We start from the raw sequence: 25,723 nt of genomic DNA, 5'->3' as shown, positions 1-25,723 counted from the left end.
CAGAACATCTACTTCGGGAGTGACCCGATCCCGGCCGTGAGGTGAACGGCACGCGTACAGCTCACCATGTGTCCGTATAGTGGACGGCCGGTGTCATGGGGTGGGACGCGGGGCTAAGGTGCCGTCATGTCTCGCAGCATCAATCTCGCAGTGATCCCCGGTGACGGAATCGGCCAGGAAGTCGTTGCCCAGGGCCTGAAGGTCCTCAACGCCGTCCTCCCGCAGGACGTGAAGCTGGAGACCAAGGAGTACGACCTTGGCGCCCAGCGCTGGCACCGCACGGGTGAAACCCTCCCCGACGCGGAGCTCGACGCCCTCAAGGGCCACGACGCCATCCTGCTCGGCGCGATCGGTGACCCCTCGGTCCCGTCCGGCGTGCTGGAGCGCGGGCTCCTGCTGAAGCTGCGCTTCGCCTTCGACCACTTCATCAACCTGCGGCCGTCGAAGCTCTTCCCGAACACCGCGACCCCGCTGGCCGGCCGCCCCGACATCGACTTCGTCGTCGTCCGCGAGGGCACCGAGGGCCCGTACACCGGCAACGGCGGCTCGCTGCGCACCGGCACCCCCGCCGAGGTCGCCACCGAGGTCAGCGTCAACACCGCGTACGGGGTCGAGCGCGTGATCCGCGACGCCTTCGACCGCGCCGCCGCCCGCCCCCGCAAGAAGCTGACGCTGGTCCACAAGAACAACGTCCTCGTCTACGCCGGGCACCTGTGGAAGAACACCTTCGACAAGGTCGCGGCCGAGTACCCCCAGGTCACCACCGACTACCTGCACGTCGACGCCGCGACGATCTTCTTCGTCACGCAGCCGGAGCGCTTCGACGTCATCGTCACCGACAACCTCTTCGGCGACATCCTCACCGACCTCGCCGCCGCCGTCACCGGTGGCATCGGTCTGGCCGCCTCGGGCAACATCAACCCGACCGGCGCCTTCCCGTCGATGTTCGAGCCCGTCCACGGCTCGGCCCCCGACATCGCCGGCCAGGGCAAGGCCGACCCCACGGCCACGATCCTCTCCGTCGCCCTCCTGCTGCGCCACCTCGGCCACGACGCCGAAGCCGAGCGCATCGAGACGGCCGTCTCCGCCGACCTCGCGGAGCGCGACGGGATCACCCGTACCACCGACGAGATCGGCGACGCGCTCGCGGTACGCGTAGCGGGCTGACCCGACGACTCACCGAGAGGCCGCCGGGTCGCGCAAGCGCCCGGCGGCTTCTTCGTGTTGCGGCCCCGGGTGCACCTATCGACCCAGGGACCGTGAAATACGTCATTTCGTGCCAGGCCTCCCACGAGCGATAATCGGATGTGGGGCCGCAGCTCGCGGCAATGTTCGGACATCTTCGCGCTTGTTCGCACGTGCGGACGGCGGGCGGAAGCACGGTCCCTCACACACAGATACGTGAAGGACACGCACTCATGACGACGCCCACGATCGAGCTCAAGCCCACCTCGTCCCCGCTGTCCGACGCGGAGCGCGAGGCGATCCTCGCCGCCCCGGGATTCGGCCGCCACTTCACCGACCACATGGTCACCATCCGGTGGACCGAAGGCAGGGGCTGGCACGACGGGCAGCTCGTCCCGTACGCCCCGCTCTCCCTCGACCCCGCGACGATGGTCCTGCACTACGCGCAGGAGATCTTCGAGGGACTGAAGGCGTACCGGCAGCCCGACGGCACCGTCGCCACCTTCCGCCCCGAGGCCAACGCCCAGCGCTTCCAGCGCTCCGCCCACCGCCTCGGCATGCCCGAGCTGCCGGTGGAGACCTTCATCGAGGCCTGTGACGTGCTGGTCCAGCAGGACAAGGCGTGGGTCCCGGCGCACGGCGGCGAGGAGTCCTTCTACCTCCGCCCGTTCATGATCGCCACCGAGGTCGGCCTGGGCGTGAAGCCCGCCAACGAGTACCTCTTCCTCGTCATCGCCTCCCCGGCCGGCGCCTACTTCGCCGGCGGTGTGAAGCCCGTCTCCATCTGGCTCTCCGAGGACCGCGTCCGCGCCGTCCCCGGCGGCATGGGCGACGCCAAGACCGGCGGCAACTACGCCGCCTCCCTGCTCGCCCAGGCCGAGGCCACCGCCAAGGGCTGCGACCAGGTCGCCTACCTCGACGCCGTGGAGCACAAGTGGGTCGAGGAGCTCGGCGGGATGAACCTCTACTTCGTGTACGAGAACCACATCGTCACCCCCGCCCTCACCGGCTCCCTGCTCGCCGGCGTCACCCGTGACTCCCTCCTCACCGTCGCCCGCGACCTCGGCTACACCTCCGAGGAGGGCCGGGTCTCCATCGACCAGTGGCGCGAGGACAGCGCGAACGGCACCCTCAAGGAGGTCTTCGCCTGCGGCACCGCCGCCGTGATCACCCCCGTCGGCACCGTCAAGTCGGCCGGCGGCGAGTGGGTCCAGGGCGACGGCACCCCCGGCGAGATCACCCTGAAGCTCCGCGAGCGCCTCCTGGACATCCAGCGCGGCATCGCCGAGGACACCCACGGCTGGATGCACCCGCTGGGCGACTGACGCCCGGTTGTCCCACCGCGTACGACTCGACTCGTACGAAGGCCGCGCCCGGCGTCCTGCCGGGCGCGGCCTTCGGGGCTTCGCCCGCGGCTTCGAGGGGGCCGTTCGTCAGGTGGTCGGCTGGCGCACGGTCGGGCGCATCAGACGGGAAGCCTCCAGCTCGGTCCCGACTTCGGGGAGCCGATCCACACGGTCTGTTCGAAGGGGGTGGCGGTCATCCCGAACTCCGCCAGGCCGGGCGCTCCGGCGCCCTGCCACAGCTGCAGGGCTTCCTCGATCCGGTCCCACAGGCGTAGTGGTCCGTGCTGGTGCACGGACCATCCCTCACCATCGGGTTCCGTCCACGCCTGCGAGCCGGTGGCCACGTCTCGGAGGATGACGCCGGAGGCTGTGGTCATCAGCTCCGCGGAAGGAGCGGCGAGCTGGGCGACGAACCGCCCCGCCCAGTCCTGGAGAAGCGAGGGGTCCAGGCGCGCGGGGCGGCTGCTGCCGTCCTGCCGGAAGAAGGTGGGGGAGGGAGGCCGCTCGTGGGGACGGGCGAGCATGTACGTGATGGTGTGGTCGGCGAACCTGCCGTGGGCGGTTCCCTCCTCGTCGAGAACGAGGTGGATCAGGCCGCCGGCAAGCATCCACCCGGAGACGCTGGTGGTGATGGTGCCTCCGTCATTCAGTTGCCAGAACCATGCTGGGGGGATGGTTCGCACGGCGCACGTGGCGATGATCGCGTCGTAGTCCGCGTGCTCCTTGCACCCGTTCAGGCCGTCTCCGACTGCGAGGGCCGGCGTGTATCCGGCGGCGTGCAGGTGTGCGGCCGCGTTCGCCGCGAGGCCGGCGTCGTACTCGATGCTGACGACCTTCTCCGCCCCGATTCTGTGACACAGGACCGCGGTGGAGTACCCGGTGCCGGTACCCACTTCGAGCACCTTCTGCCCGGGGCGAAGTCTCGCTGCTTGGGCGGTGCTTACGACGAGTGAGGGAAGGGTCGCCGACGACGTGGGACTGCCGGTGACCTGGACTGCCGTGTCGGCCGCGTCTCTCCCTTCGACCTGGGTGACCCATGTCTGGTCGGTGTAGACCATCCGCAGCCACTCGTCCTCTCCTACCTCCGCCCGCCGCAGGGGAGCCCACCCGCCTCCGGTGAGGTGAAAGGCCGCAGATCCGAGGAACAGTTCACGGGGGACGGTCCCGACCGCATCGCGCCAGCCGGGGTCGAGGGCTGGATGAGCCGTGGCGATCTGCTCGGCGAGGGTGTGGCGGAGTGCGGCGGGGTCAGCGGGCACAGCGGTCTCCTGCGTACTGGAGTTGGTCGGCGACTGCGGTGACGATCCTGCCGGTGATCGCGTCGGGGAACCAGGCGAATTGCCCGTTCGGGTTGCATTCGTAGAACCAGATCCGGCCGTTCCGTTCGATCCCGAAGTCGAAGGCTCCGAAGACGAGCCCGAAGCCGTCCAGGAATTGCCGCACGCTCTTGGCCAAGTGCGGCGGGGTGTCGACGAGCGTGTACGACAACGTGTCGTAGTGCCGTCTCCAATCCAGGCCGGGCGAGCCGTCGATCCGGACGGTGAACACCTCTTCCCCGACAACTGTCACCCTGAGGTCGGCGATCGATTGAACACGTTTTTGGAACAGGTGCATGGTCTGAGTGACGCCGGCGTTCAAGTCGGCCGGATCCACCTCCTCGACCCATACGGTCAGCGCCCGTCCGTCCGCACTCTCGTACTCCGTGCCGCGCAACGGCTTGTAGACGACAGGACAGTGGTCGCCGATGAACTGCCGTGCGGCGTCTTCGCTGTTGGTGAGCAGGGTGGGTGGGACATCGAAGCCGCACCGCGCTGCGGTGGCGAGCTGAGCGGGCTTGTGTTCGGCATCACGGTTCCGCCAGGGGTGATTCACGTAGTGCGTCCCCGGCAGGGAGCCGAGAATGCCTCCGAGGCCGTAGCGGGCCTCAACGGGTGTCCTGGTGCCCCAGGCCGTAGGGAGCCGTGTACGGACGCGGTCGGCGCCAGTACACGGAACGGACTTGCTCCAGATCCGTGTCGCGGCTCGGAGTCCGGATGCTCCCTCGCAGTCCGCCGCTGTCCAGTTGGGCCGCGACATGGACAGTGGCTGGGAAGTCACCAGGATCCAGGCGTACGACCGGAATCTGCCGCCGGTTCAACTCCTCGGTGACCACATCGGCGGTTGCGTCGTCCAGTCGCGAGACGACCAGGACAGCGGCCTGCGGCTTCAATCCGTGTCGCCTTCCTGGTCGCTGCCTTCATCCGGAGTGCCGTCCAGGCTCGTCCTGGTCTTGGTCTCCTTGCTCGTTTCGGACCTTTTGTGCTTACCCGCGAGGGAGGCCTCCCGGCCATCCGGGGCAATCCAACGCCCGGTCTGGGTATCGGCGTCGAGGACTACCTCCGCCGCAGGAAGAGCAATCGTTTCCGGGTAGGGCCTCATACGGGTAACGCCCCAAGGGGTTGAAAGCTCGCTCATCCGTGCCTCCGGTCGCCGCCGTTCGTCATCGCACAGTGTGGAGACTCATTCGCGGGTTCCGATAGTGAGCATTCGGCCTCTCGGCGGTGCCGGCCCAGTCCGGAGCCAGCGACCGGTAGGGGTGGCTCGCCCCGGCGGCTCGGCGTCGACGAACGCGCGGTCGGCCCAGGGGCCGGTGGGGCGAGCGGCGACCTGTGCACAGTCCACTCGCTCATGGATGACGGCCCGCCCACTGTTACTCCCGCTCCCCCCGCACCAGCTCCGCCACCTCGTCCAGCGAGTCGACCGACCAGTCCGCCGTCGCGCGGACGGCCGGGTCGTCGGCCCACCAGTGGCCCCACGGGCCGCGCCGCAGGTGGGCCGTGAGCAGGCCGGCCGCGTGGGCCGGGAAGACGTCGTTGGCCGGGTGGTCGCCGACGTACAGGGCGTTCTCGGCGCGTGTGCCGCAGACGCCGAGGACACGGGCGAAGAAGGCGGGGTCCGGCTTGGCGGCGCCCCATTCCTCGGACATCACGACGAGGTCGGCGGGCAGGCCCAGGGCGCGCAGCAGCTCCCCGGCGCGGGCGGTCTGGTTCCCCGCGACGATCACGCGGACGCCCAGCTCGCGGAGGCCGCCCAGGGTCGGCGTCACGTCCGGGTAGAGGTCCGTCTCGTCCAGGTACTCGCCCCGGCCCGCCGCCTCCCGGGCCCGCCACTCGGCCTCGACGTCGATGCCGGGGCGGACGAGGCGCAATGCGTCGGAGTTGTCGCGGCCCTGGGTCACCACCGCCCCCACCAGGGCGCTCATGGTGTGCCGGGGGACGTCCAGCCAGTCGGCCCAGGAGCCCCAGTACCGGTTGTCGTTGGTCAGCGTCTCGCCGACGTCGAAGACGATGGTCTCGATCACCGGGCCGACCCTACTGGGCGGGAGAGGCGGAGGAGTCCGGCTGCGGCTGCCCCGGCCGTCCCCCGTTTCGTCCGGGTCTGGCCGGGCAGGCGCTGTCCTGCAGGTACTGCCGAGGTGACCTACGTTGGCAGTGGAAGGTTCGTCCATCCGAGGAGGCCCCGTGACTGACGGCAGCAAGGACAAGGTCAAGGGCAAGGCCAAGGAAGCCATGGGCAAGATGACCGGCAACCGGAGCAAGGTCGCCGAAGGCAAGGCCGACCAGGCGAAGGGTGCCGCGAAGGACGCCGTGGGCGACGCGCGGAAGAACCTGCGCGACAAGTCAGGCCCGAAGGACCCGCTGATCACCGACGACGAGTGAGTCCGGTACTCGCTCTCCGGGCCCCCGCCATTTCCTGGGCGGGGGCCCGTCGGCTTTCACGGCGTGCCGCTCCGCGTCAGCGCCGGCGGTACGTCCGGTGGGTGGTCGGCGGGAGCAGTACGAGACCGGGGCCGGGCGGGCCGCCGGCCGGGAGCAGCCGGTCGAGCGCGTCGGCCACGGCGGGGCAGGGGTGAAGGGCCGCCGCGCCTCCACGAGAGGAACCCACACCACCCTGGTGGGGTAGCAGGCGGCCGTGAACCGCCCTCCGGGTACGCGACGCACGCAAGTAACGGCCGTGCACCGCCCCTCCGGGTACGCAACGCACGCAAGTAAACCGGATCGTTGCCCTCCGCTCCCTTGTCCGCCCTCCCCGGCGTGCGGCACGGTGGCCGACCATGGGACGGGAACAGTGGACGAGGATCTGGGTCGGCTCGGCCGGAAACATGGTCGAGTGGTTCGACTGGTTCGTGTACGCGACCTTCGCGGTCTACTTCGCCGACGCGTTCTTCCCCGAGGGCAACGGGACCGCCAACCTGATGAACACCATGGGGATCTTCGCCGTGGGATTCTTCATGCGGCCGGTCGGCGGCTGGCTGCTCGGCCGGATCGGCGACCGCCGGGGCCGCAAGGCCGCGCTGACCCTCACCGTCACGCTGATGTCGGCCTCCGCCATCCTCATCGCCGTCGCCCCGACGTACGCGGTCGCCGGATACGGCGGGGTGGCCGTGCTCATGGTGGCCCGGCTGCTCCAGGGCCTGTCGGTGGGCGGTGAGTACGCGGCCAGCGCCACGTACCTCACCGAGGCGTCACGGCCCGACCGGCGCGGGTTCGCCTCCAGCTTCCAGTACGTGTCGATGACGGCGGGGCAGCTGATCGGGCTCGGTCTCCTCATCCTGCTCCAGCACACTCTCTCCGAGGACGCCCTGCACGACTGGGGCTGGCGCGTGCCGTTCGTCGTCGGCGCGCTCGGCGCGGCCGTCGTCTTCTACCTGCGCCGCACCATGCTGGAGACCGAGGTCTACGCGGAGTCCGGCGCCGCCGAGGACGCCGACCGGGGCACCCTCAAGGCCCTGTGGGCGCACCGGCGCGAGGCGTTCCTCGTCGTCGCGCTGACCATGGGCGGAACCGTCGCGTACTACACGTACACCACGTATCTCACGAAGTTCCTCTCCAAGAGCGCCGGGATGGAGAAGTCCACCGCCACCCTCGTCAGCTTCTGCGCCCTCTTCGTCTTCATGTGCCTCCAGCCGCTCGCCGGGCTGCTCTCCGACCGGATCGGCCGGCGCCCGCTGCTCATCGGGTTCGCCGTCGGCTCCACGTTCCTGACGGTGCCGGTCATGATGATGCTCAAGCACGCCGGGACCTTCTGGCCCGCCCTCGGCCTCTCGCTGCTGGCCCTGGTCGTCGTCACCGGCTACACCTCGATCAACGCCTGCGTGAAGGCCGAGCTGTTCCCGACCGGCGTCCGCGCGCTGGGGGTGGCGCTCCCGTACGCCGTCGCCAACGCGCTCTTCGGCGGGACGGCCGAGTACATCGCGCTCTGGTTCAAGGACGCGGGCGCCGAGTCCGGGTACTTCTGGTACGTCGCCGGCTGCGCGGCCGTCTCGCTCGTCGTCTACCTGAGCATGCGGGAGACGCGCGATCTGGACCTGCACCGGATCGGCGCGGGGGAGGCGACCGGGACCGCCGCGGGCCGGTCCTCGGACGGGACGAGTGTCACGACCGCATTCTGAGACGGGCCCGACACGGGAGCGGTGCTGTGCGAAACTGCTTCCGTGTCCTCGTTGTCCACGATTATTGGCAGCAGGCGCGCCGGTCCGCAGTGACGTCCCGTACCACCACGTACGGCACGCTCATCGTGCCCCAGACCCGCGCGCAGACCTCTCGCACCCGCGAGGGGTTTTTTCGTTTTACGGCCCCCACCCTGGCCGGGACGGCGTGCGCGGGATGATGGGGGCAAGTGGAGGCCGATAGTCCGGATCCACTCATCCGACAGGAGTCGCATCAGCATGACCACCAAGGCCACCGCCACCGACGACAGTTTCCATGTCTTCGACACCACCCTGCGCGACGGTGCACAGCGTGAAGGCATCAACCTGACGGTCGCCGACAAGCTGACCATCGCCCGGCACCTGGACGACTTCGGCGTCGGATTCATCGAGGGCGGCTGGCCCGGCGCCAACCCCCGGGACACCGAGTTCTTCGCCCGCGCCCGACAGGAGATCACCTTCGCCAACGCCCGGCTCGTGGCGTTCGGCGCGACCCGCAGGGCCGGTGGCAAGGCCGCCGAGGACCCGCAGGTCAAGGCGTTGCTCGACTCCGGCGCCCCGGTGATCACGCTGGTCGCCAAGTCCCACGACCGCCACGTCGAACTCGCCCTGCGCACCACTCTGGACGAGAACCTGGAGATGGTCCGCGACACCGTCTCCTACCTGCGCGAGCAGGGCCGCCGGGTCTTCGTCGACTGCGAGCACTTTTTCGACGGGTACCGCGCCAACGCCGAGTACGCGAAATCCGTCGTCCGTGCCGCCTCCGAGGCCGGTGCCGACGTCGTCATCCTCTGCGACACCAACGGCGGGATGCTTCCCGCGCAGGTCCAGGCCGTCGTCTCCACCGTGATCGCGGACACCGGCGCCCGGCTCGGTATCCACGCCCAGGACGACACCGGCTGCGCCGTCGCCAACACCCTGGCGGCCGTCGACGCGGGTGCCACCCACGTCCAGTGCACCGCCAACGGTTACGGCGAACGCGTCGGCAACGCCAACCTCTTCCCGGTCGTCGCCGCCCTGGAACTCAAGTACGGCAAGACGGTGCTCCCCGAGGGCGCGCTCGGCGAGATGACCCGCATCTCCCACGCCATCGCCGAGGTCGTCAACCTGACCCCCTCCACGCACCAGCCGTACGTGGGTGTTTCGGCCTTCGCCCACAAGGCCGGGCTGCACGCCTCCGCGATCAAGGTCGATCCCGACCTCTACCAGCACATCGACCCCGCGCTCGTCGGCAACAGCATGCGGATGCTTGTCTCCGACATGGCCGGGCGCGCCTCCATCGAGCTGAAGGGCAAGGAGCTCGGCATCGACCTCGGCGGCGACCGCGAACTGGTCGGCCGGGTCGTCGAGCGCGTCAAGGAGCGCGAACTGAGGGGCTACACCTACGAGGCGGCCGACGCCTCCTTCGAACTGCTGCTCCGCGGCGAGGTCGCCGGCACCGCGCCCCGCTACTTCCGCACCGAGTCGTGGCGGGCCATCGTCGAGGACCGCCCCGACGGGGTGCACGCCAACGAGGCGACGGTGAAGCTCTGGGCCAAGGGCGAGCGGATCGTCGCCACCGCCGAGGGAAACGGACCCGTCAACGCCCTGGACCGGGCGCTGCGGGTGGCGCTGGAGCGGATCCACCCGCAGCTCGCGAAGCTGGAACTGGTCGACTACAAGGTCCGCATCCTGGAGGGGCGTACCGGCACCGAGTCCACCACCCGGGTACTGATCACCACGGGCGACGGCGCCGGCGAGTGGTCGACCGTCGGGGTCGGGGAGAACGTCATCGCCGCGTCGTGGCAGGCGCTGGAGGACGCGTACACCTTCGGTCTGCTGCGGGCCGGGATCGAGCCGACGGAGTAGTACGCGAACGGGAACCGGCCGCCCCGCGCGTCACGGGACGGCCGGACCGGCTCGTCAGGACCCGGTGGTCACTGCAGCCGCCACTTCTGGTTGGCGGCCCCGGTGCAGCTCCAGATCTGGGCGCGGGCTCCGTTGGCCGTCGAGGCGTCCGTGATGTCCAGGCACTTGTTCGCCGCCGTGTTCACCACGTCCCCGGTGGTCGCGTTGTATGTCCACCGCTGCGCGCCCGTGCCGTTGCAGGTGTAGAGCTGGACCTTCGCGCCGTCCGCCGTCGACGCCGAGGTCACGTCCAGGCAGGTGCCCAGCGTCCGGATCGTGCCGTCGGACTGGACGGTCCAGCGCTGCGCCGCCGAGCCGTTGCAGTCGTAGAGCTGGACCGCCGTGCCGTCCGCCGCGCTGCCGTTCGCCGCGTCCAGGCACTTGCCGCCGGTGCCGGTGAACGCCCCGGAGGTACCGGTCGGACCGCCGGTGCCGGACTGGGTGCCGGACCAGGTGAAGGTGGCCGAGGTGCGGGCGGGCAGCGAGTAACCGAACGTCGAGCCGCCCCAGTTGACGGTGAGCTGCTGGGCCGAGGAGCCGCCGTTGTAGGCGATCAGCGCCTTGGAGCCGTCCGTGTTGCGCCAGGCGACGTTGGGAACGGTGGAGCTGGCGGTGGAGGCGATCCGGGAGGCCCCCGGGCGGACGAACTTCGTCAGGTGGCCCATCGTGTAGTACTCGACGGTGTAGTCCACCTGCCCGCTCCTGCTGTCACCGTTGTGGACCGTGATCAGCCCGTCGCAGGTGCCGCAGCCGCCGTTGTGCGGGCCCCGGTTCTGGTCCACCGCGAGGGACCACTTGGTGACCGACTTCGCCCAGTTGCGGGTGTAGTCGATGATGTTGAGCATGTCCTCCTTCTGCTGGTCGGCGATCCAGGTGCCGCCCGAGTGCTCGGTCTGGAAGGCGTCCATCGTGGGGTACTGGTTGTGCACCGCCGTCTGCTTGGCGATGTCGCCGCCGTAGCCGTGCCAGGCGACCCCGCCGAAGTTGGGGTGGTTGCGCACGGCCGCGTCGTCCACGGTCGGCGCGGCGTAGGCGTCGTAGGTGTCCCAGTTCCAGTCGTGCGCCAGCACCTTGGTGGAGAGCCCCGCCGCCTGGAGCTTCGGCAGCAGCTCGCTCTTGGTGAAGTAGGCGAGCCCCGAGCCGTTCCAGCTCATCGAGGGGTAACCGGAGCAGCAGGTCGGCTCGTTCTGCGCCGTGACGTACTGGACCGGGACGCCCTGGGCCTGGTACGCCTGGAGGTACTTCACGAAGTAGTCGGCGTACGCGCCGTAGTTCTCGGCCTTCAGCCAGCCGCCGTTGAGCTGGCCGCTGTCCTTCATCCACGCCGGTGCGGTCCAGGGCGAGGCCATCGTGGTGAGGGCCGGGTTGAGCTGCTTCGCCTGCTTGGTCAGCGGCAGGACGTCCGCGAGATCGTGCGCCACGGAGAACTTCGCCAGCGTGGGGTCGGTCTGCCCGGCGGGCAGGTCGTCGTAGGTGTACCCGGTCCGCGCCAGGTCCGAACCGCCCATCGGATTGCGGACGAACGAGAGCCCGATGCCCTCCGTGGGGGAGAAGAGCTTCTTCATCGTGGCGTCCCGGGTCGCGTCGCTCAGCGCCCCGCTGCTCTTCATCAGCCAGGCCGCCGTGTCGGTGAAGGACGCGCCGCCGCCGGTGAAGGTCTGGTACCGGGTGTTCTCGTCGACCGTCACCACGGTGCCCGCGCTCCCGCTGCCGGACCCGAAGGCGACCGGTGTCTGGGCCTGGAGGCCCCGGGTGACATGACGGCCGCCGGAGTCGTCGGTGGTGGTCAGGACGATGGAGACGCTCTCGCCGGCCGCCTGGGCGGCGGGCGCGGCGAGCCCGGTGAGGCCGGTCGCGGCGAGCGCGGTCGCCGCGAGCACCGCGGCGGTCCGGTTCGATCGCATCAATCGGATCATGGGGGAATGCCCTTCTTCGGCACAGGGGTGGGGTGCTGCCGTCGATCGAGCCGTGAGTGAACTGCCCCCACCGGCCCGCGTCAAGAGGGGGCGTGCGTACAAGAAGTGAAGGCACAACTCCCGTCTCCTGCCCGCCTGATGGGCGTGGACCAATCTCGGTGTGAAGTATTGACGGCCCTGTTCCGGCGGGGTTAACTCCAGCCGCGACGCCGGTACCGGTTCCGGGACCGGTACCGCGCGGTGGCCGTCCCGGTGGGCAGTCCTGCGCCGCACTGCGTGTCAGGCACATGCTGAAAACAGCTCTTCCGGCGCCGTAAAACACCGGTCGGGCCGGTGATGTCCGTGTTCCGCCGTGTCAGGGAGGACCCGTTGCGCGTCACCATCGCCGATGTGGCCCGTGCCGCCGGAGTCAGCAAGACCACCGTCTCGCGGGTGCTCAACACCAAGTCGGACGTGGACCGTTCCACCGCGTCCCGCGTTCGTGAAGTGATCGCACACCTCGGCTACGTCCCCAGCTCCGGAGCGGTCGGCCTGGCCCGCGGCAGCAGCCGCACCGTCGGGATGCTGGTGCCCTCGCTGACCTGGTCCTGGATGGGTGAGGTCCTGCAAGGCGTCGTGGACACCGTCGAGGCCGCGGAGTACGGCCTGCTGCTCTTCACCTGCAACCGGGGTGCCGACTCCGTCCGCCGCTTCACCACGCAGGTCTCCGCCCGCGCCTTCGACGGCCTCGTCGTCGTGGAGCCGGAGAACACCCTCGGCCACCTCACCGCGCTCCACCGCGGCGGCCTGCCGATCGTGCTGATCGACGACCGGGGCCACCACCCCGAGTTCCCCTCGGTCGTGACCACCAACCGCGAGGGCGGCGCGAGCGCCGCCCGCCACCTGCGGGCCGACGGGCGCACCCGCCCGGTGGTCCTCAGCGGCCCCGCGCACTTCGGCTGCGTACGCGAACGGCTCGACGGATTCCGCTCCGTCCTGCCGGACGCCCTCGTCGCCCAGGGCGACTTCACCGAACGCGGCGGCGAACGCGCCATGGCCGAACTCCTCGGCTCGGGCGCACGGTTCGACTCGCTCTTCGCGCACAACGACGTCAGCGCCACCGGCGCCCTGAGAGCGCTCCACGCCGCCGGCCGCCGGGTCCCGGACGACGTCGCCGTCATCGGGTTCGACGACATCCCGATGGCCGCGCACACCGCGCCTCCGCTGACGACCGTCCGCCAGCCCACCCGGGCGATGGGGGAGACGGCGGCCCGGATGCTCCTCGCCCACCTGGGCGGTACACCCGCCCCGCACGAGCCGGCCGTGCTCCCCACCGAACTCGTGGTGCGCCGCTCGGCGCCCTGACCCCCTCCCGGCGCACCCGCGGCCGGGGACGGCCGCCCGCACCGGGGCACCCGCACACCCCCCACGGGCCACGGCCCCACGGATCCTCCCGCCCCACCCCCCCTCGCCCCGCCCGCAGCGCTGCCGGACCCCCCGGGCAGCCGAGCCGAGAGAAGAGCCGCACATGCCAGCTGCCCGCCACCGCAGAGGATCGGCCCGGGCCCTCCTCGCCGCCGTCACCGTCCTCGCCGGACTGATCACGGCCGCCGTCCCCGCGTCGGCCGACGACCCCGCACCCGTGCTCGTCGACCGGTTCGAGGGCGAGGTCCCCCTCACCGGCCCGCCCGCCGACTCGATCTTCACCTGGGGCTCGGACGCCGACGACCAGCCGAAGCTCGCCTTCACCGAGCGCGCCGACGCCCCCGAGGGCTCCAAGGTCCTCGAAGGCACCTACGACATCAGCGGCTGGGGCGGGCTGAGCCACGAGTTCGCCGTCGACCAGGCCCCCCAGGACTGGAGCGCCCACAAGGGCATCCGCTTCTGGTGGTACGGGCAGAACAAGGCGCCCCTGCCGCCCGGGTCCGGCAAGAAGATCAGCTTCGAGATCAAGGACGGCGGCGCCAACGGCGGAGCCTCCGAGCTGTGGACCATGTCCTTCACCGACGACTGGGAAGGCTGGCACCAGGTCGAGGTCCCGTTCGCGGACTTCGTCTACCGCGGCGACTACCAGCCCGTCGGCGGCATCGACCACATCCTCGGCCTGGACCGCATGTGGGGCTACGCCCTCACCCTGCCGACCGGCGCCCCCGGCTCCTTCGCCCTCGACGGCATGGAGCTCTACGGCAAGGCCGACCCGGCGCTGACCGCCGCCGTCGCCACGGACACCACCGTGCACCCGGTGGACGACGGCGCCACGGCGAGCATCGGCCTCACCCTCTCCACCACCGGCGGGAAGCCCGTCGAGGAGCCCGTCACCGTCGCGTACACCACGCAGGGCGGCACCGCGGTGGCCGGCACCGACTACACCCCGGTCACCGGTACGTACACCTTCCCGGCGGGCACCGCCTCCGGCGCCACCCACACCGTCACGGTGGCCACCAGGAAGGCGAAGAAGGCGTCCGAGGCCCGGACCGTCCCGCTCGTCCTCACCGTCACCGGCGCCAAGGCCCCGACGGAGGCCCCGCAGGTCGTCATCAACGCCCACGGTCTCCCGTACCAGAACGCCAAGCTGCCGGTGAAGCAGCGCGTCGCCGACCTGCTCTCCAGGCTCTCGCCCGCCGAGAAGGCGGGCCAGATGACGCAGGCCGAACGCAACGCGCTGCGCAGCCCCGGCGACATCGCCTCGTACGACCTCGGCTCGCTGCTCTCCGGAGGCGGCTCGGTCCCCACGCCCAACACCCCCGAGTCGTGGGCGCGGATGATCGACTCGTACCAGCTGCGCGCGCAGGCCACCCGCTTCCAGATCCCGCTGATCTACGGCGTGGACGCGGTGCACGGCCACAACAACGTCGTCGGGTCGACGATCATGCCGCACAACATCGGCCTCGGCGCCACCCGCGACCCGCAGACCGCCGAGAAGACCGGCGCGGTCACCGCGAGCGAGGTCCGCGCCACCGGCGTCCCGTGGGACTTCGCCCCCTGCCTCTGCGTCACCCGTGACGAGCGCTGGGGCCGGTCCTACGAGTCCTACGGCGAGGACCCGGCGCTCGTCGAGTCCATGGAGACCGTGATCCAGGGCATGCAGGGCGCGGCGTCCGGCAAGGACCTCGACCGCGACGACAAGGTGCTCGCCACCGCGAAGCACTACGTCGGCGACGGCGGCACCGAGTTCGGTTCCTCCACCACCGGCTCGTACACGATCGACCAGGGCGTCACCAAGGTCACCCGCGAGGAGCTGGAGGCGGTGCACCTCGCACCGTTCCAGGAGGCGGTGGACCGCGGCATCGGCACCGTCATGCCGTCGTACTCCTCGCTGGACGTCCTGGGCGACGACCAGGGCCCGGTGAAGATGCACGGCAACGCCGAGATGATCAACGGCGTCCTCAAGGACCGGATGGGCTTCGAGGGCTTCGTCATCAGCGACTGGCAGGCCATCGACCAGCTTCCCGGTGACTACGCCAGTGACGTGCGCACCTCGGTCAACGCCGGCCTCGACATGATCATGGTGCCGACCGCGTACCAGGACTTCACCACCACGCTCAGGAGCGAGGTCACCGCCGGCCGCATCAGCCAGGCCCGCATCGACGACGCGGTCTCCCGCATCCTGACCCAGAAGTTCAAGCTGGGCCTCTTCGAGAAGCCGTACGCGGACACCTCGAACATCGACGACATCGGCTCCGCCGCCCACCGCGCGGTGGCCCGTGAGGCCGCCGCCAAGTCCCAGGTGCTGCTGAAGAACGACGGTGCCGTCCTCCCGCTGAAGGCGGACCAGAAGGTCTACGTCGCCGGCTCCGACGCCGACGACATCGGCAACCAGGCCGGTGGCTGGACCGTCAGCTGGCAGGGCTCCTCCGGTGCCGTCACCCAGGGCACCACCATCCTGCAGGGCATGCGGAAGGACGCTGCCGACGTCACGTACTCCAAGGACGCCTCCGCCGCCACCGACGGCTACGACGTCGGTGTGGTCGTCGTCGGCGAGACCCCGTACGCCGAGGGCATCGGCGACGTCGGCAACGGCAACGACCTGGAGCTGACGGCCGCCGACAAGGCGGCGATCGACAAGGTCTGCGCCGCGATGAAGTGCGCCGTCCTGGTCGTCTCCGGCCGTCCCCAGCTCATCGGTGACCGCCTCGGCGACATCGACGCCCTGGTCGCCTCCTGGCTCCCGGGCACCGAGGGCGACGGCGTGGCCGACGTGCTCTACGGCAAGCGCGCCTTCACCGGCCGGCTGCCCGTCACCTGGCCGAAGTCCGAGGCCCAGCTGCCCATCAACGTGGGGGACGCCACCTACGACCCGCAGTTCCCCTTCGGCTGGGGCCTCACCACCCTGAAGAAGGCCCCCGTCGGCGGCGACGTCACCCTGACCGCCCTCGCGGTGGCCGCCCGGATCGCGGAGCAGGCCCACCTCGGCAAGACCGCGGCGGGCAAGGCGATCGTGGACCAGGCCCGACTGCTGGTCCAGCAGAAGGCCGACGGGAAGCTGACGGCGGCGGTCTCCAAGCCGTTCGCCGAGGCCGACCACCTGCTGCTCACCGGTGACCTCACCGGCGCGGTGGCCAAGCTGCGGGCGGCCTACCGGGCCGCGTGACCCCGCGGTAGTGAGCGTACGGGGGTGTGCCCGGGCGGAGCGTCCGCGCCCGGGCACACCCGTGCGCCGGGGCGCCGCCCGCCTCCGGCCCGTGCGTCCGGGCGTCCGCCCGCCCGCGGGAGAACGCGCGGGCGGGGCCGTCCGGAGTAGCGTGAAGTATGCGAAAAAGGCAGATGTTCGCATTTCTGGCCGGTCTGCTGCTGGTCCTCTCGACGGCGTTCCTGGCCCTGGTCCCCGCCGCGTCGGCGTCCCCGGGACGCGCCCCGACCGCGACGGTCGAGGACGCGGCCCAGGCGCTGCGCGAGGACCCCGTCTACGTGGACCCGGGCGCCCGCGACCAGCTCTCCACCGGGCAGGAGAAAGCCCTGGAGGACCGGATCACCAAGGCGGACAAGCCGGTGTTCGTCGCCGTCCTCCCCGACACCTCCGCCTTCCCCGAGGACGGCCTGCTGGCCACGCTGCGCAACGACACCGGCATCACCGGGGTGTACGCCGTCCGCCTCGGCGACGGATTCGACGCGGGCGCCGACCCCCAGGTCATGCCGGTCCGCGCGGTCGACAACCTCACCGCCTCGGTGAAGGCCCCGGCCGCCGACACCGCCACCGACGCCCAGCTCGACGCCTTCGTGGACGGCGCTCTCGAACAGGCCAACGGCACCGCCCCGGCCTCCTGGACCGACGGCAACGGCTCCGCCGGCTCCGCGGGCACCGGGCTGCTCGTCCTCGCCGGAGTCGCCGTCGCGGGAAGCGCGGGCGCCTACGCGATCATGCGCCGCAACCGCCGCCGGGTACGCGCCGAGGAGCGCGCCGCGCTCGACAAGCTCAGGGTCGTCGTCGACGAGGACATCACCGCCTACGGCGAAACCCTCGAACGGCTCGACTTCCACCCCGGCGAGCCCGGCGCCGACGAGGCGATGCGCACCGACTACGAGCACGCGCTCGACTCGTACGAGAGCGCCAAGTCACGCATGGAGAAGGCCGAGCGCCCCGCCGACGTCCGGCCGGTCACCCAGGCCCTGGAGGACGGCCGCTACTCCCTCGCCCTGCTGGAAGCCCGCCGCACCGGCAGCCCCCTGCCCGACCGCAGGCCCCCGTGCTTCTTCGACCCCCGCCACGGCCCCTCCGTCGCCGACGTCCGCTGGCGCCCGGCCGGCACCACCTCCCGCGAGGTCCCGGTCTGCGCCGCCGACCGGGCCCGGCTGGAGGACGGCGAGGACCCGATGAGCCGCACCGTGGACGTGGGCGACGGCAACCGGCGCCCGTACTGGGAGGCCGGACCCGCCTACGGCCCCTGGGCCGGCGGCTACTTCGGCGGCGGGCTGCTCCCGGGCCTGCTGGTCGGCACGATGCTCGGCTCGATGCTCTCCACCCCGGCGTACGCGGCCGATTACGGCGGCGGGGACTTCGGCTCCGGCGGCGACTGGTCCGGCGGTGACGTCTCCGGCTCCGACTTCGACTCCTCCGGCTTCGGCGACGGAGGCGGCTTCGGGGACGGCGGCGGGTTCGGCAGCGGTGGCGGCTTCGACGGGGGTGGCGGGTTCTGAACCGGCCGGGACCTCACGCGGGCGAGGAACCGTCCCAGGTCCGTCGACCCGCAGTACGCCGCCGCTCGTCGTGGCCGGCCGCGCGGGCCCGGTTCCCGCAGGAGGGCTTGCCCGGGTGGTCAGCCCGGCTCCGCCCAGCCCGGCGGACGCCCGTCGGCTGCGCCGCAGGCCGGTCACCGCGAGCCTGAGCTCCTCGTCCGCCTCGGTCCCGCCCGCCGGGACCACGCCGGCGAGCAACTCGCCCTGCCCATCGATCCAGCGGGTCGTCCCCCCGACCGTGGCCAGGCCGTCCGCGACCCGCGGATGCCGGAATGACATCCCACGCGTACGCCCCGGCCCCCGTGCCCGCCCGGTCGCAGGCGGGAACGGGGGCCGCGGTCCTTCCGCGCGCACGACGCCTTCTTCGGGGCGGAGTCCGTGATCACCGTCCCCTTCCTGACGACCTCGAGACCTTGGCGACCTCGACGGCGGCCGGGGTATAGCACCGGTCCGCCGCCCGGTCCGTGACGCCGGCCCGGGCGGGCGCCGTGCGTGCGGGGATTTTTGCCGCTTCGGCAAGCAGGCTTGTCGTCGAGCCCGCCCGAGTGCACCATCGCTCGCCATGGAGGTGACCGACATGAGTGACAGGTCCCAGAGGTACGACGTCGTGGTGATCGGCGGCGGCGCCGCAGGGCTGAGCGGAGCCCTGGCGCTGTCCCGGGCCAGGCGTTCGGTGCTGGTGGTCGACGCGGGCGCCCCGCGCAACGCGCCCGCCGCCCACGCCCACAACTACCTGGGGCGCGAGGGCGCCCCGCCGCTGGAGCTGCTGGCGGACGGCCGGGCCGAGGCCGCCGCGTACGGAGCGGAGATCGTCGAGGGTGAGGCGGTGGCGGCCCGGAGGCTGCCGGACGGCGGATTCCGGGTGGAGTACGCGGACGGCACGGCGGTCGAGGCGCGCAGACTTCTCGTCACCACCGGACTGGCCGACGAGCTTCCTCCCGTCCCCGGTCTCGCGGAGTACTGGGGCACCGGTGTCCTGCACTGCCCGTACTGCCACGGCTGGGAGGTGAGGACCCGCCCCGTCGGGATCCTGGCCACGGGGCCCCTGGCCGTGCACCAGGCGCTGCTGTGGCGGCAGTGGACGGACGACGTGACGTTGTTCCGGCACTCGGAGGACGACTTCGGCGACGACGCGTACGAGCAGCTCGCCGCACGGGGCGTCACCGTCGTGGACGGCGAGGTGGTGGGCATCGAGGCGCGGGACGGCCGGCTCACCGGGGTCCGGCTGGCCTCGGGCACGGTCTTCCCGCGCGAGGCGCTCGTCGTCCAGCCCCGCTTCACCGCCCGCTCCGGTGTACTGGAGAGTCTGGGGCTCGCCCCCACCCCGATGGAGATGGACGGCCGGGTTCTCGGTACGTACATGGCCGCCGACCCGGCCGGAGCCACCGAGGTGCCGGGCGTGTGGGTGGCGGGCAACGTCACCAACCCGACGGAGCAGGTCGTCGGAGCCGCCGCGGCCGGGCTGAAGGCGGCTGCCGCGCTCAACGCGGACCTCGTCACCGAGGACACCCGCCGGGCTGTGGAGGCCCGCCGCTCACCCACCGACACCCAGGGAGACCCCATGACCGGCACCGATTCCGCCACCCCGCGCACCGACGCCGAACTGTGGGACGAGCGCTACCTCCGGAGCGACCGGATCTGGAGCGGGAACCCCAACACCGTGCTGGTCCAGGAGGTTTCGGACCTGGAGCCCGGGCGCGCCCTGGACCTCGGCTGCGGTGAGGGCGCCGACGCCGTCTGGCTGGCCGGCCGGGGCTGGGATGTCACCGCGACCGACCTCTCGCGGGTGGCGCTCGGACGGGCGGCCGTCCACGCGGCGGACGCCGGAGTGGCCGACCGGATCGACTGGCAGTGGCACGACCTGGGGGTGTCCTTCCCGGCAGGGGAGTACGACCTGGTCTCCGCGCAGTTCCTGCACTCCATGGGTGACCTGCCGAGGGAGCGCATCCTGCGCCGGGCGGCCGACGCCGTCGCGCCCGGCGGGATCCTGCTCGTCGTCGGCCACGCGGGCTTCCCGCACTGGGAGAAGAACCCGGACCCCTCCGTGCGGTTCCCGACCCCCGACGAGGTGCTGGCCTCGCTGGAGCCGGCGCCGGGGGAGTGGGAGGTGCTGCTCAGCGGCGAGCACGAGCGGGTGCAGAACGACCCGGACGGCAACCCCACCACCCGTACGGACAACGCACTCAAGGTCCGCCGCGCGGGCTGACCCGGGCGACCCGGGCAGGGCGCGGCCGGGCCGCCCCGTCCCGCCCGTACACGCACGAGCGCCCGCCCCGGTCCTCCCCGGCGGGGGAGGGAGGGACGGGCGCGCTCGGGTGGGGCGGGGATCAGGCGGCGGCCTTGATCGCGGAGATGTCGAAGGTCAGCTTGACCTTGTCGGAGACCATCACGCCACCGGTCTCCAGCGCGGCGTTCCAGGTCAGGCCCCAGTCGGAGCGGAGGATGTCGGCGCTGCCCTCGAAGCCCACGCGCTGGTTGCCGTACGGGTCGGTGGCCGAGCCGTTGAACTCCAGGTCGATGGAGAGCGGGCGGGTGACGTCCTTGATGGTGAGGTCGCCGGTGATCCGGTAGGTGTCGCCGCCGAGCTGCTCGGCGGAGGTGGAGCGGAACGTCATCAGGGGGAACGCCTCGACGTCGAAGAAGTCGCCGCTGCGCAGGTGGCCGTCGCGGTCGGCGATGCCGGTGTCGATGCTGGCGATCCTGACGTCGATCGAAGCGGTGGAGTGGTGCGGGTCGGTGCCGTTCAGCACCAGAGTGCCCTCGTGCTCACCGAAGGAGCCACGCACGTTCGTCACCATGGCGTGGCGCACCGTGAAGCCGATGCGGCTGTGGGCCGGGTCGATCGTGTAGGTGCCGGTCAGGGCGGCGAGCGCGGGGTCCACGGCCGGCTTCTCGGCGACAGCGGTCGTGGCGGCGGGCTTGCGGTTGAACAGAGCCATGGCTCCTCCTCGGGAGACGTTTTCCTCGAAGTCGAAGGTGTCGGTTTGTTCAACCTTCAACGACATTGACTGTAGACCTGTTTAGTTCAAAGTTCAACATCAGTCGGTGAAGTCGTCGGGGGGTCGCTCTCCCGTGCTGCCCGGTGATCGCCCTGCCGGGCGTCAGGGGCGTCCTGCCCGGCCTCCGGGCCCTGCCGCGGTCGACCCGGCGGCCCCCGCTTTCACCGCATCACCACGGACGCGGTCTGGCGGACGCGCGTAGAACTCGGGCAGTATCGCCATGCCGCGCCTCGCGACGCTTTCCGCGCCCCCACGACCGTCGCGCCGCGGCCCGTCAGAAATTGTCATGAGCAGGAGGAGACCCCCCATGCAGGCCCACCCCAGGCTCCGCTCCGCCCTCACCGCCCTCGCCCTCGTGCTGGGCGTCCTCTTCGCGCCGGGAGTCGGCGTACTCGGCGGCGCCACCGACGCCCACGCCGCCACCAAGCTCACCCACTCCCAGGCCACCGCCCGGTTCAGCTCGTCCGGGATCACCTGGTCCTCGTCGGGCGGCTGCTCCGACCGCAACGTCTCGACGTGCACGTCCTTCGACCAGCTCAACCTGGCCACCGCCCAGGGCGCCCAGACCCTCAAGAGCGCCACCGGCTGCGCCATCAACATCACGGGCGGTACGGAGACGGGCCACGCGAGCGGCACCTACTCGCACTGGAACGGCTACAAGCTCGACTTCGCGAAGAACACCTGCCTGAACAACTACGTCACCGGCACCTTCACCTACATCGGGCTCCGCGGTGACGGATACGCCCAGTACCAGGCGGCCTCCGGCAACATCTACGTCAACGAGGGCAACCACTGGGACACGACGTACTACAACTGCGGCGGCTGCTGACCCGGCACCGCGCTGCGGCTGCCGGCCGGTTCCGGACCCCCGTCACCGCCCACACGTGTGCCCCCTCTCCCGCCGTCGGCGGGAGAGGGGGCACACGCGCCGTGGGGGTCCGTGAGGGTTCAGGAGCCGACGCTCACCGTGAAGCGCCGGGGGTTGCCGTCGTTGGCGGCGCCCGAGACGTCGGGCTGGCCGTCGGGACGTACGTCGTCGTAGGGGAAGGCGTACCCGATCGGGCTGTTGGCGTGCACGACGCGGGACCAGTGGTTGGTCACCGCCTCCTGGTAGTAGTCCGCCGTGGTCGTCCCGTTCGGCTGGTCCGGACGGCTGAGCATGATCGAGCGGTTGAACCCGGCCGCGAGCCGCGCCAGCAGGGCCTTCTTGTCGTCCGAGTCGGCGGGGTTGTTGGTGAAGGGCCCGTGGTTGCAGGTGAAGACGTCCTTGGACACCGGCTTGGTGAAGGTGTGACCGCCGTCGAAGACCAGGTCGTCCCCGCTGACCCGGCCGGCCAGCACGCCCCGGCCGCCCTGCAGGTCGATCCGGAGATCCGTGGAGCGGTACTTCTCCCAGACCTGGTCGATCTGCGCCGTGAACAGGTCCCGGAAGGGCATCTGGTCCGGGCGGTCGAAGTACGGCGCCATGAGGTTCTGCGGGGAGACGACCCGCAGCACCTGGCCGTCCGGCCCCCGGGTGACCAGCTGGTCCCAGGGCTGCCCGTCCGCCGCCGCCTGCGCGATCAGACCGTCCGCGATCCGCTGCACCGCACCGTCCGGCAGCGGGGCGACCGTGTGGGTGGTGTCGCCCTCCAGGGTGAGCCCGATGGGGAGCGCCGTCACGAGGTCGACGTAGCTGATGTTGGCGTAGAGCTGCTGCGGGTTGAAGGTGAACTCGCAGAAGGACCAGGTCCGCCCGTAGTTCGGGTCCGTCGAGGTCGCGAAGGCGGGCTCCACCAGGGACGGGCCCGGGTTCAGGTAGAAGTCCAGTGTGTCGTCGCGGACGAAGTACACCCGGGCGCCGTACATCTGGGGAAGCGTCAGCACGACCGGGTCGCCTCCCGCCGCGTTCAGCGGGATCGAGCAGTCGACCGGGAGCGGGGTCTGCGCGGCGGAGGGGGAATCCGGCCGGTAGAGGCTGCCGTCCGCCCGGAGCAGCACCCAGCGATCGGTGCCCTGCTCGTGGCCGGTGACGTACGCGCGCACCGTGCCGGGCAGCGAACGGTTCACCAGGGCCAGCTCGCACGTCGCGGCGGCTGCCGAGGCGCGCGGGGAGAGAGCGCTCCCCCAGACCGGGTAGCTGAGCGCCGCGGCGGATGCGGCCGCGCCGGTGAGGAAGTGACGACGAGAGATCACGAGGAGCTCCGGAAAGTGGATGGCATGGGGGGAGCACGGCCGGGCCGTGCGGGGCGGCTGTGGGGGCCGCGCTGTGGTGCGAACCACTCTCGCCACGCCTGTCACAGGCGTCAATAGGTGTGACTGAGAGCGCTCTCAGAATCCGCGTTTCTTCACAACTCGTCTCCACGGCCCGCGCGTTGGTGCGTGCAAGGGTGTGGGTGCGCCTCGTCCGCGCCGCACCGGTCAAGAGGTGAACGAGAGGGCGGGCCGGCCGGTCCGGGCCGGTGACCGGACCGGCAGGGTGCGCCCGGGCGCCGGCCGGACCGGAAGGGGCCGCGTCCGCTGTCGCCGTTGTCCCCGGGACGGGGTGTTCCACTAGGCTCGGCCCCCCGCGCCGCCGCCCCGCCCCCTCGCGGCCGTCCTCCCGCCTCTTTGTGGGAACCCCATAACGCGGAGTGGGTCTCCGATGGTGGATCGCACGCATGGTGCGCGGGTTCTGTCGGTCCTCGCCAGGAAACCGGTCAGGAGACTGTACGGATTCGACGGCGGTATTTCCGCTGCCGGATTCGTAGGGTCGGTACATGACCGTTGTGGACGAAATCCCGGGTGAGCCGAGCGACACGCGTGGCCGGGTGGCCGAACTGCTGGCCCTGCGTGAGCAGGCGCGGCGCGGCCCGAGCGACCGGGCGACCGAGGCGCAGCACGCCAAGGGCAAGCTGACCGCCCGCGAGCGCATCGAGCTCCTGCTGGACGCGGGTTCGTTCAAGGAGGTCGAGCAGCTCAGGCGGCACCGGGCCACCGGCTTCGGCCTGGAGTCCAAGAAGCCGTACACCGACGGTGTCATCACCGGCTGGGGCACGGTCGACGGCCGGACGGTCTTCGTCTACGCACACGACTTCCGCATCTTCGGCGGCGCACTGGGCGAGGCCCACGCCACCAAGATCCACAAGATCATGGACATGGCCATCTCGGCCGGTGCGCCGCTGGTCTCGCTGAACGACGGCGCCGGCGCCCGTATCCAGGAGGGCGTCAGCGCGCTCGCCGGATACGGCGGCATCTTCCAGCGCAACACCCGGGCGTCCGGTGTCATCCCCCAGATCAGCGTGATGCTCGGCCCGTGCGCCGGCGGTGCGGCCTACAGCCCCGCCCTCACCGACTTCGTCTTCATGGTCCGCGAGACCTCGCAGATGTTCATCACCGGCCCGGACGTCGTCAAGGCGGTCACCGGTGAGGAGATCACCCAGAACGGCCTCGGCGGCGCGGACGTGCACGCCGAGACCTCGGGCGTCGCGCACTTCGCGTACGACGACGAGGAGACCTGCATCGCCGAGGTCCGCTACCTCATCGGAATGCTCCCCTCGAACAACCGGGAGAACCCGCCGACGGCGGCGAGCGACGACCCGGCGGACCGCCGCGGCGACGTCCTGCTGGACCTGGTGCCGGCCGACGGCAACCGCCCGTACGACATGCACAAGGTCATCGAGGAGCTCGTCGACGACGGCGACTACCTGGAGGTCCACGAGCGCTGGGCCCGCAACATCATCTGCGCCCTCGCCCGGATGGACGGGCAGGTCGTCGGCATCGTCGCCAACCAGCCGCAGTCCCTGGCCGGTGTCCTGGACATCGAGGCGTCCGAGAAGGCCGCGCGATTCGTCCAGATGTGTGATGCCTTCAACATCCCCATCATCACTCTTCTGGACGTACCCGGCTTCCTCCCGGGCGTGGACCAGGAGCACGGTGGGATCATCCGGCACGGCGCCAAGCTGCTCTACGCCTACTGCAACGCCACCGTGCCGAGGATCTCGCTGATCCTGCGCAAGGCCTACGGTGGCGCGTACATCGTCATGGACAGCCAGTCCATCGGCGCCGACCTGACCTACGCCTGGCCGACCAACGAGATCGCGGTCATGGGAGCCGAGGGTGCCGCCAACGTCATCTTCCGCCGCCAGATCGCCGAGGCCGAGGACCCCGAGGCCATGCGGACGCGCATGGTCAAGGAGTACAAGGCCGAGCTGATGCACCCGTACTACGCGGCGGAGCGCGGACTGGTCGACGACGTGATCGACCCGGCCGAGACCCGCGAGGTGCTGATCGCCTCGCTCGCGATGCTCCGCAACAAGCACGCCGACCTGCCGTCCCGCAAGCACGGCAACCCCCCGCAGTAGTCGACGGCGCCCGCGCGGTACCCGCGCACCGGCGCACGACCTTCTGCCGAATCCTGCCGAGAATACGGAGACACCCCATGAGCGTCACTGCCGCCGAGTCCGTGCTGCGCGTCGAGAAGGGCCACGCCGCCCCCGAGGAGCTCGCGGCCATCACCGCCGTCCTGCTCGCCCGCGCGGCGGCCCCCCAGCCCGTTCCCGTCCGCCAGGGCCGCGACACGGCCGGATGGCGTCGCCTGGAGCGCACCCCCGGTTTCCGCGCCCCGCACAGCTGGCAGGGCTGACACCTCTCCGGGGTCTCCCGCCCCGGGACGGTCGGACATTCCCGCTCACACCACCCCGGAAGGCCCTGGAGGGTCTTCCGGGGGCCGCACGAGGCCCCGGCCCGGAAGTTCTCCGGCCGGGGCCATTGCATGGCCGGAAACCGCCGTCACGGCCTCCCCGGGTGAGC

The 25,723-nt window shown here is 71.2% G+C and carries 20 protein-coding genes; 12 read left to right on the top strand and 8 right to left on the bottom strand.

Features of this window, described 5'->3' with window-relative positions:
* The first annotated feature begins 126 nt into the window (after positions 1-126).
* The gene (locus ACFZAX_RS17645) at positions 127-1,167 is read left to right on the top strand and encodes a 3-isopropylmalate dehydrogenase (RefSeq protein ID WP_390962472.1); all 1,041 of its coding nucleotides are present in this window, start codon (positions 127-129) and stop codon (positions 1,165-1,167) included.
* 251 nt (positions 1,168-1,418) lie between these two features.
* Positions 1,419-2,510, top strand: a complete 1,092-nt coding sequence (locus ACFZAX_RS17640) for a branched-chain amino acid aminotransferase (RefSeq protein ID WP_390962470.1) — start codon at positions 1,419-1,421, stop codon at positions 2,508-2,510.
* 140 nt (positions 2,511-2,650) lie between these two features.
* On the opposite strand, the gene tgmC is transcribed toward ACFZAX_RS17640, so the two are convergent.
* From tgmC to ACFZAX_RS17615, 5 genes are all read right to left on the bottom strand, one after another.
* A complete protein-coding gene (gene tgmC / locus ACFZAX_RS17635) occupies positions 2,651-3,790 on the bottom strand; it encodes an ATP-grasp peptide maturase system methyltransferase (RefSeq protein WP_390962468.1) in 1,140 nt (379 codons plus the stop codon).
* On the bottom strand, positions 3,780-4,403 hold the full coding sequence (locus tag ACFZAX_RS17630; RefSeq protein WP_390962467.1) for a hypothetical protein: 624 nt from the start codon (positions 4,401-4,403) through the stop codon (positions 3,780-3,782). The genes tgmC and ACFZAX_RS17630 overlap by 11 nt, the downstream gene beginning before the upstream one ends.
* 52 nt (positions 4,404-4,455) lie before the next feature.
* Complete coding sequence (locus tag ACFZAX_RS17625; protein WP_390962607.1) at positions 4,456-4,683, bottom strand: MvdC/MvdD family ATP grasp protein; 228 nt, start codon at positions 4,681-4,683, stop codon at positions 4,456-4,458.
* A 53-nt stretch (positions 4,684-4,736) separates the two neighbouring features.
* Positions 4,737-4,949 carry a putative ATP-grasp-modified RiPP gene (locus ACFZAX_RS17620; RefSeq protein ID WP_390962605.1) on the bottom strand — a complete coding sequence of 71 codons (213 nt, stop codon included), beginning with the start codon at positions 4,947-4,949 and terminating at the stop codon, positions 4,737-4,739.
* Between the two features lie 271 nt (positions 4,950-5,220).
* On the bottom strand, positions 5,221-5,871 hold the full coding sequence (locus tag ACFZAX_RS17615; protein ID WP_390962466.1) for an HAD-IA family hydrolase: 651 nt from the start codon (positions 5,869-5,871) through the stop codon (positions 5,221-5,223).
* A 160-nt stretch (positions 5,872-6,031) separates the two neighbouring features.
* On the opposite strand from ACFZAX_RS17615, the gene ACFZAX_RS17610 reads away from it, so the two are divergent.
* The 3 genes from ACFZAX_RS17610 to cimA all read left to right on the top strand — a co-directional run bounded on the left by ACFZAX_RS17610 (position 6,032) and on the right by cimA (position 9,846).
* Positions 6,032-6,229: a CsbD family protein gene (locus ACFZAX_RS17610; RefSeq protein WP_386886250.1), complete on the top strand. Its 198-nt coding sequence runs from the start codon at positions 6,032-6,034 to the stop codon at positions 6,227-6,229.
* A gap of 395 nt (positions 6,230-6,624) precedes the next feature.
* Positions 6,625-7,962 (top strand): MFS transporter, encoded by a 1,338-nt coding sequence (locus ACFZAX_RS17605; RefSeq protein WP_390962465.1) that lies wholly within the window; start codon positions 6,625-6,627, stop codon positions 7,960-7,962.
* 276 nt (positions 7,963-8,238) lie between these two features.
* Positions 8,239-9,846, top strand: a complete 1,608-nt coding sequence (gene cimA, locus ACFZAX_RS17600) for a citramalate synthase (RefSeq protein WP_390962463.1) — start codon at positions 8,239-8,241, stop codon at positions 9,844-9,846.
* Between the two features lie 68 nt (positions 9,847-9,914).
* Here cimA and ACFZAX_RS17595 read toward each other — a convergent pair whose 3' ends face one another.
* Positions 9,915-11,792, bottom strand: a complete 1,878-nt coding sequence (locus tag ACFZAX_RS17595; RefSeq protein WP_390962604.1) for a lectin — start codon at positions 11,790-11,792, stop codon at positions 9,915-9,917.
* A 378-nt stretch (positions 11,793-12,170) separates the two neighbouring features.
* Between ACFZAX_RS17595 and ACFZAX_RS17590 the strand changes: the two genes are divergently transcribed.
* The 4 genes from ACFZAX_RS17590 (at position 12,171) to ACFZAX_RS17575 (ending at position 20,160) form a co-directional block, all read left to right on the top strand.
* Positions 12,171-13,145 carry a substrate-binding domain-containing protein gene (locus ACFZAX_RS17590; protein WP_390962462.1) on the top strand — a complete coding sequence of 325 codons (975 nt, stop codon included), beginning with the start codon at positions 12,171-12,173 and terminating at the stop codon, positions 13,143-13,145.
* A gap of 163 nt (positions 13,146-13,308) precedes the next feature.
* Positions 13,309-16,371, top strand: a complete 3,063-nt coding sequence (locus ACFZAX_RS17585) for a glycoside hydrolase family 3 N-terminal domain-containing protein (RefSeq protein ID WP_390962461.1) — start codon at positions 13,309-13,311, stop codon at positions 16,369-16,371.
* A 158-nt stretch (positions 16,372-16,529) separates the two neighbouring features.
* Complete coding sequence (locus tag ACFZAX_RS17580; protein WP_390962460.1) at positions 16,530-17,915, top strand: hypothetical protein; 1,386 nt, start codon at positions 16,530-16,532, stop codon at positions 17,913-17,915.
* Positions 17,916-18,531: 616 nt separating this feature from the next.
* A complete protein-coding gene (locus tag ACFZAX_RS17575; protein ID WP_390962459.1) occupies positions 18,532-20,160 on the top strand; it encodes an FAD-dependent oxidoreductase in 1,629 nt (542 codons plus the stop codon).
* Between the two features lie 121 nt (positions 20,161-20,281).
* On the opposite strand, the gene ACFZAX_RS17570 is transcribed toward ACFZAX_RS17575, so the two are convergent.
* Positions 20,282-20,893: a YceI family protein gene (locus ACFZAX_RS17570; protein ID WP_390962603.1), complete on the bottom strand. Its 612-nt coding sequence runs from the start codon at positions 20,891-20,893 to the stop codon at positions 20,282-20,284.
* Between the two features lie 367 nt (positions 20,894-21,260).
* Between ACFZAX_RS17570 and ACFZAX_RS17565 the strand changes: the two genes are divergently transcribed.
* The gene (locus ACFZAX_RS17565) at positions 21,261-21,782 is read left to right on the top strand and encodes a hypothetical protein (protein ID WP_390962458.1); all 522 of its coding nucleotides are present in this window, start codon (positions 21,261-21,263) and stop codon (positions 21,780-21,782) included.
* A gap of 119 nt (positions 21,783-21,901) precedes the next feature.
* Here ACFZAX_RS17565 and ACFZAX_RS17560 read toward each other — a convergent pair whose 3' ends face one another.
* Positions 21,902-23,128 (bottom strand): beta-1,3-glucanase family protein, encoded by a 1,227-nt coding sequence (locus ACFZAX_RS17560; protein ID WP_390962456.1) that lies wholly within the window; start codon positions 23,126-23,128, stop codon positions 21,902-21,904.
* Between the two features lie 563 nt (positions 23,129-23,691).
* Here ACFZAX_RS17560 and ACFZAX_RS17555 point away from each other — a divergent pair.
* Together ACFZAX_RS17555 and ACFZAX_RS17550 are read left to right on the top strand one after the other, a co-directional pair.
* A complete protein-coding gene (locus ACFZAX_RS17555; RefSeq protein ID WP_390962454.1) occupies positions 23,692-25,275 on the top strand; it encodes a carboxyl transferase domain-containing protein in 1,584 nt (527 codons plus the stop codon).
* 77 nt (positions 25,276-25,352) lie between these two features.
* Positions 25,353-25,556 (top strand): acyl-CoA carboxylase epsilon subunit, encoded by a 204-nt coding sequence (locus ACFZAX_RS17550; protein ID WP_390962453.1) that lies wholly within the window; start codon positions 25,353-25,355, stop codon positions 25,554-25,556.
* Positions 25,557-25,723 lie beyond the last annotated feature (167 nt).

The sequence above is a fragment of the Streptomyces sp. NPDC008125 genome (genome assembly GCF_042957125.1).
GTDB lineage: Bacteria > Actinomycetota > Actinomycetes > Streptomycetales > Streptomycetaceae > Streptomyces.
Note: the sequence above shows the minus strand (reverse complement) of the source record. Positions and strands in the feature narration are given on the sequence as shown.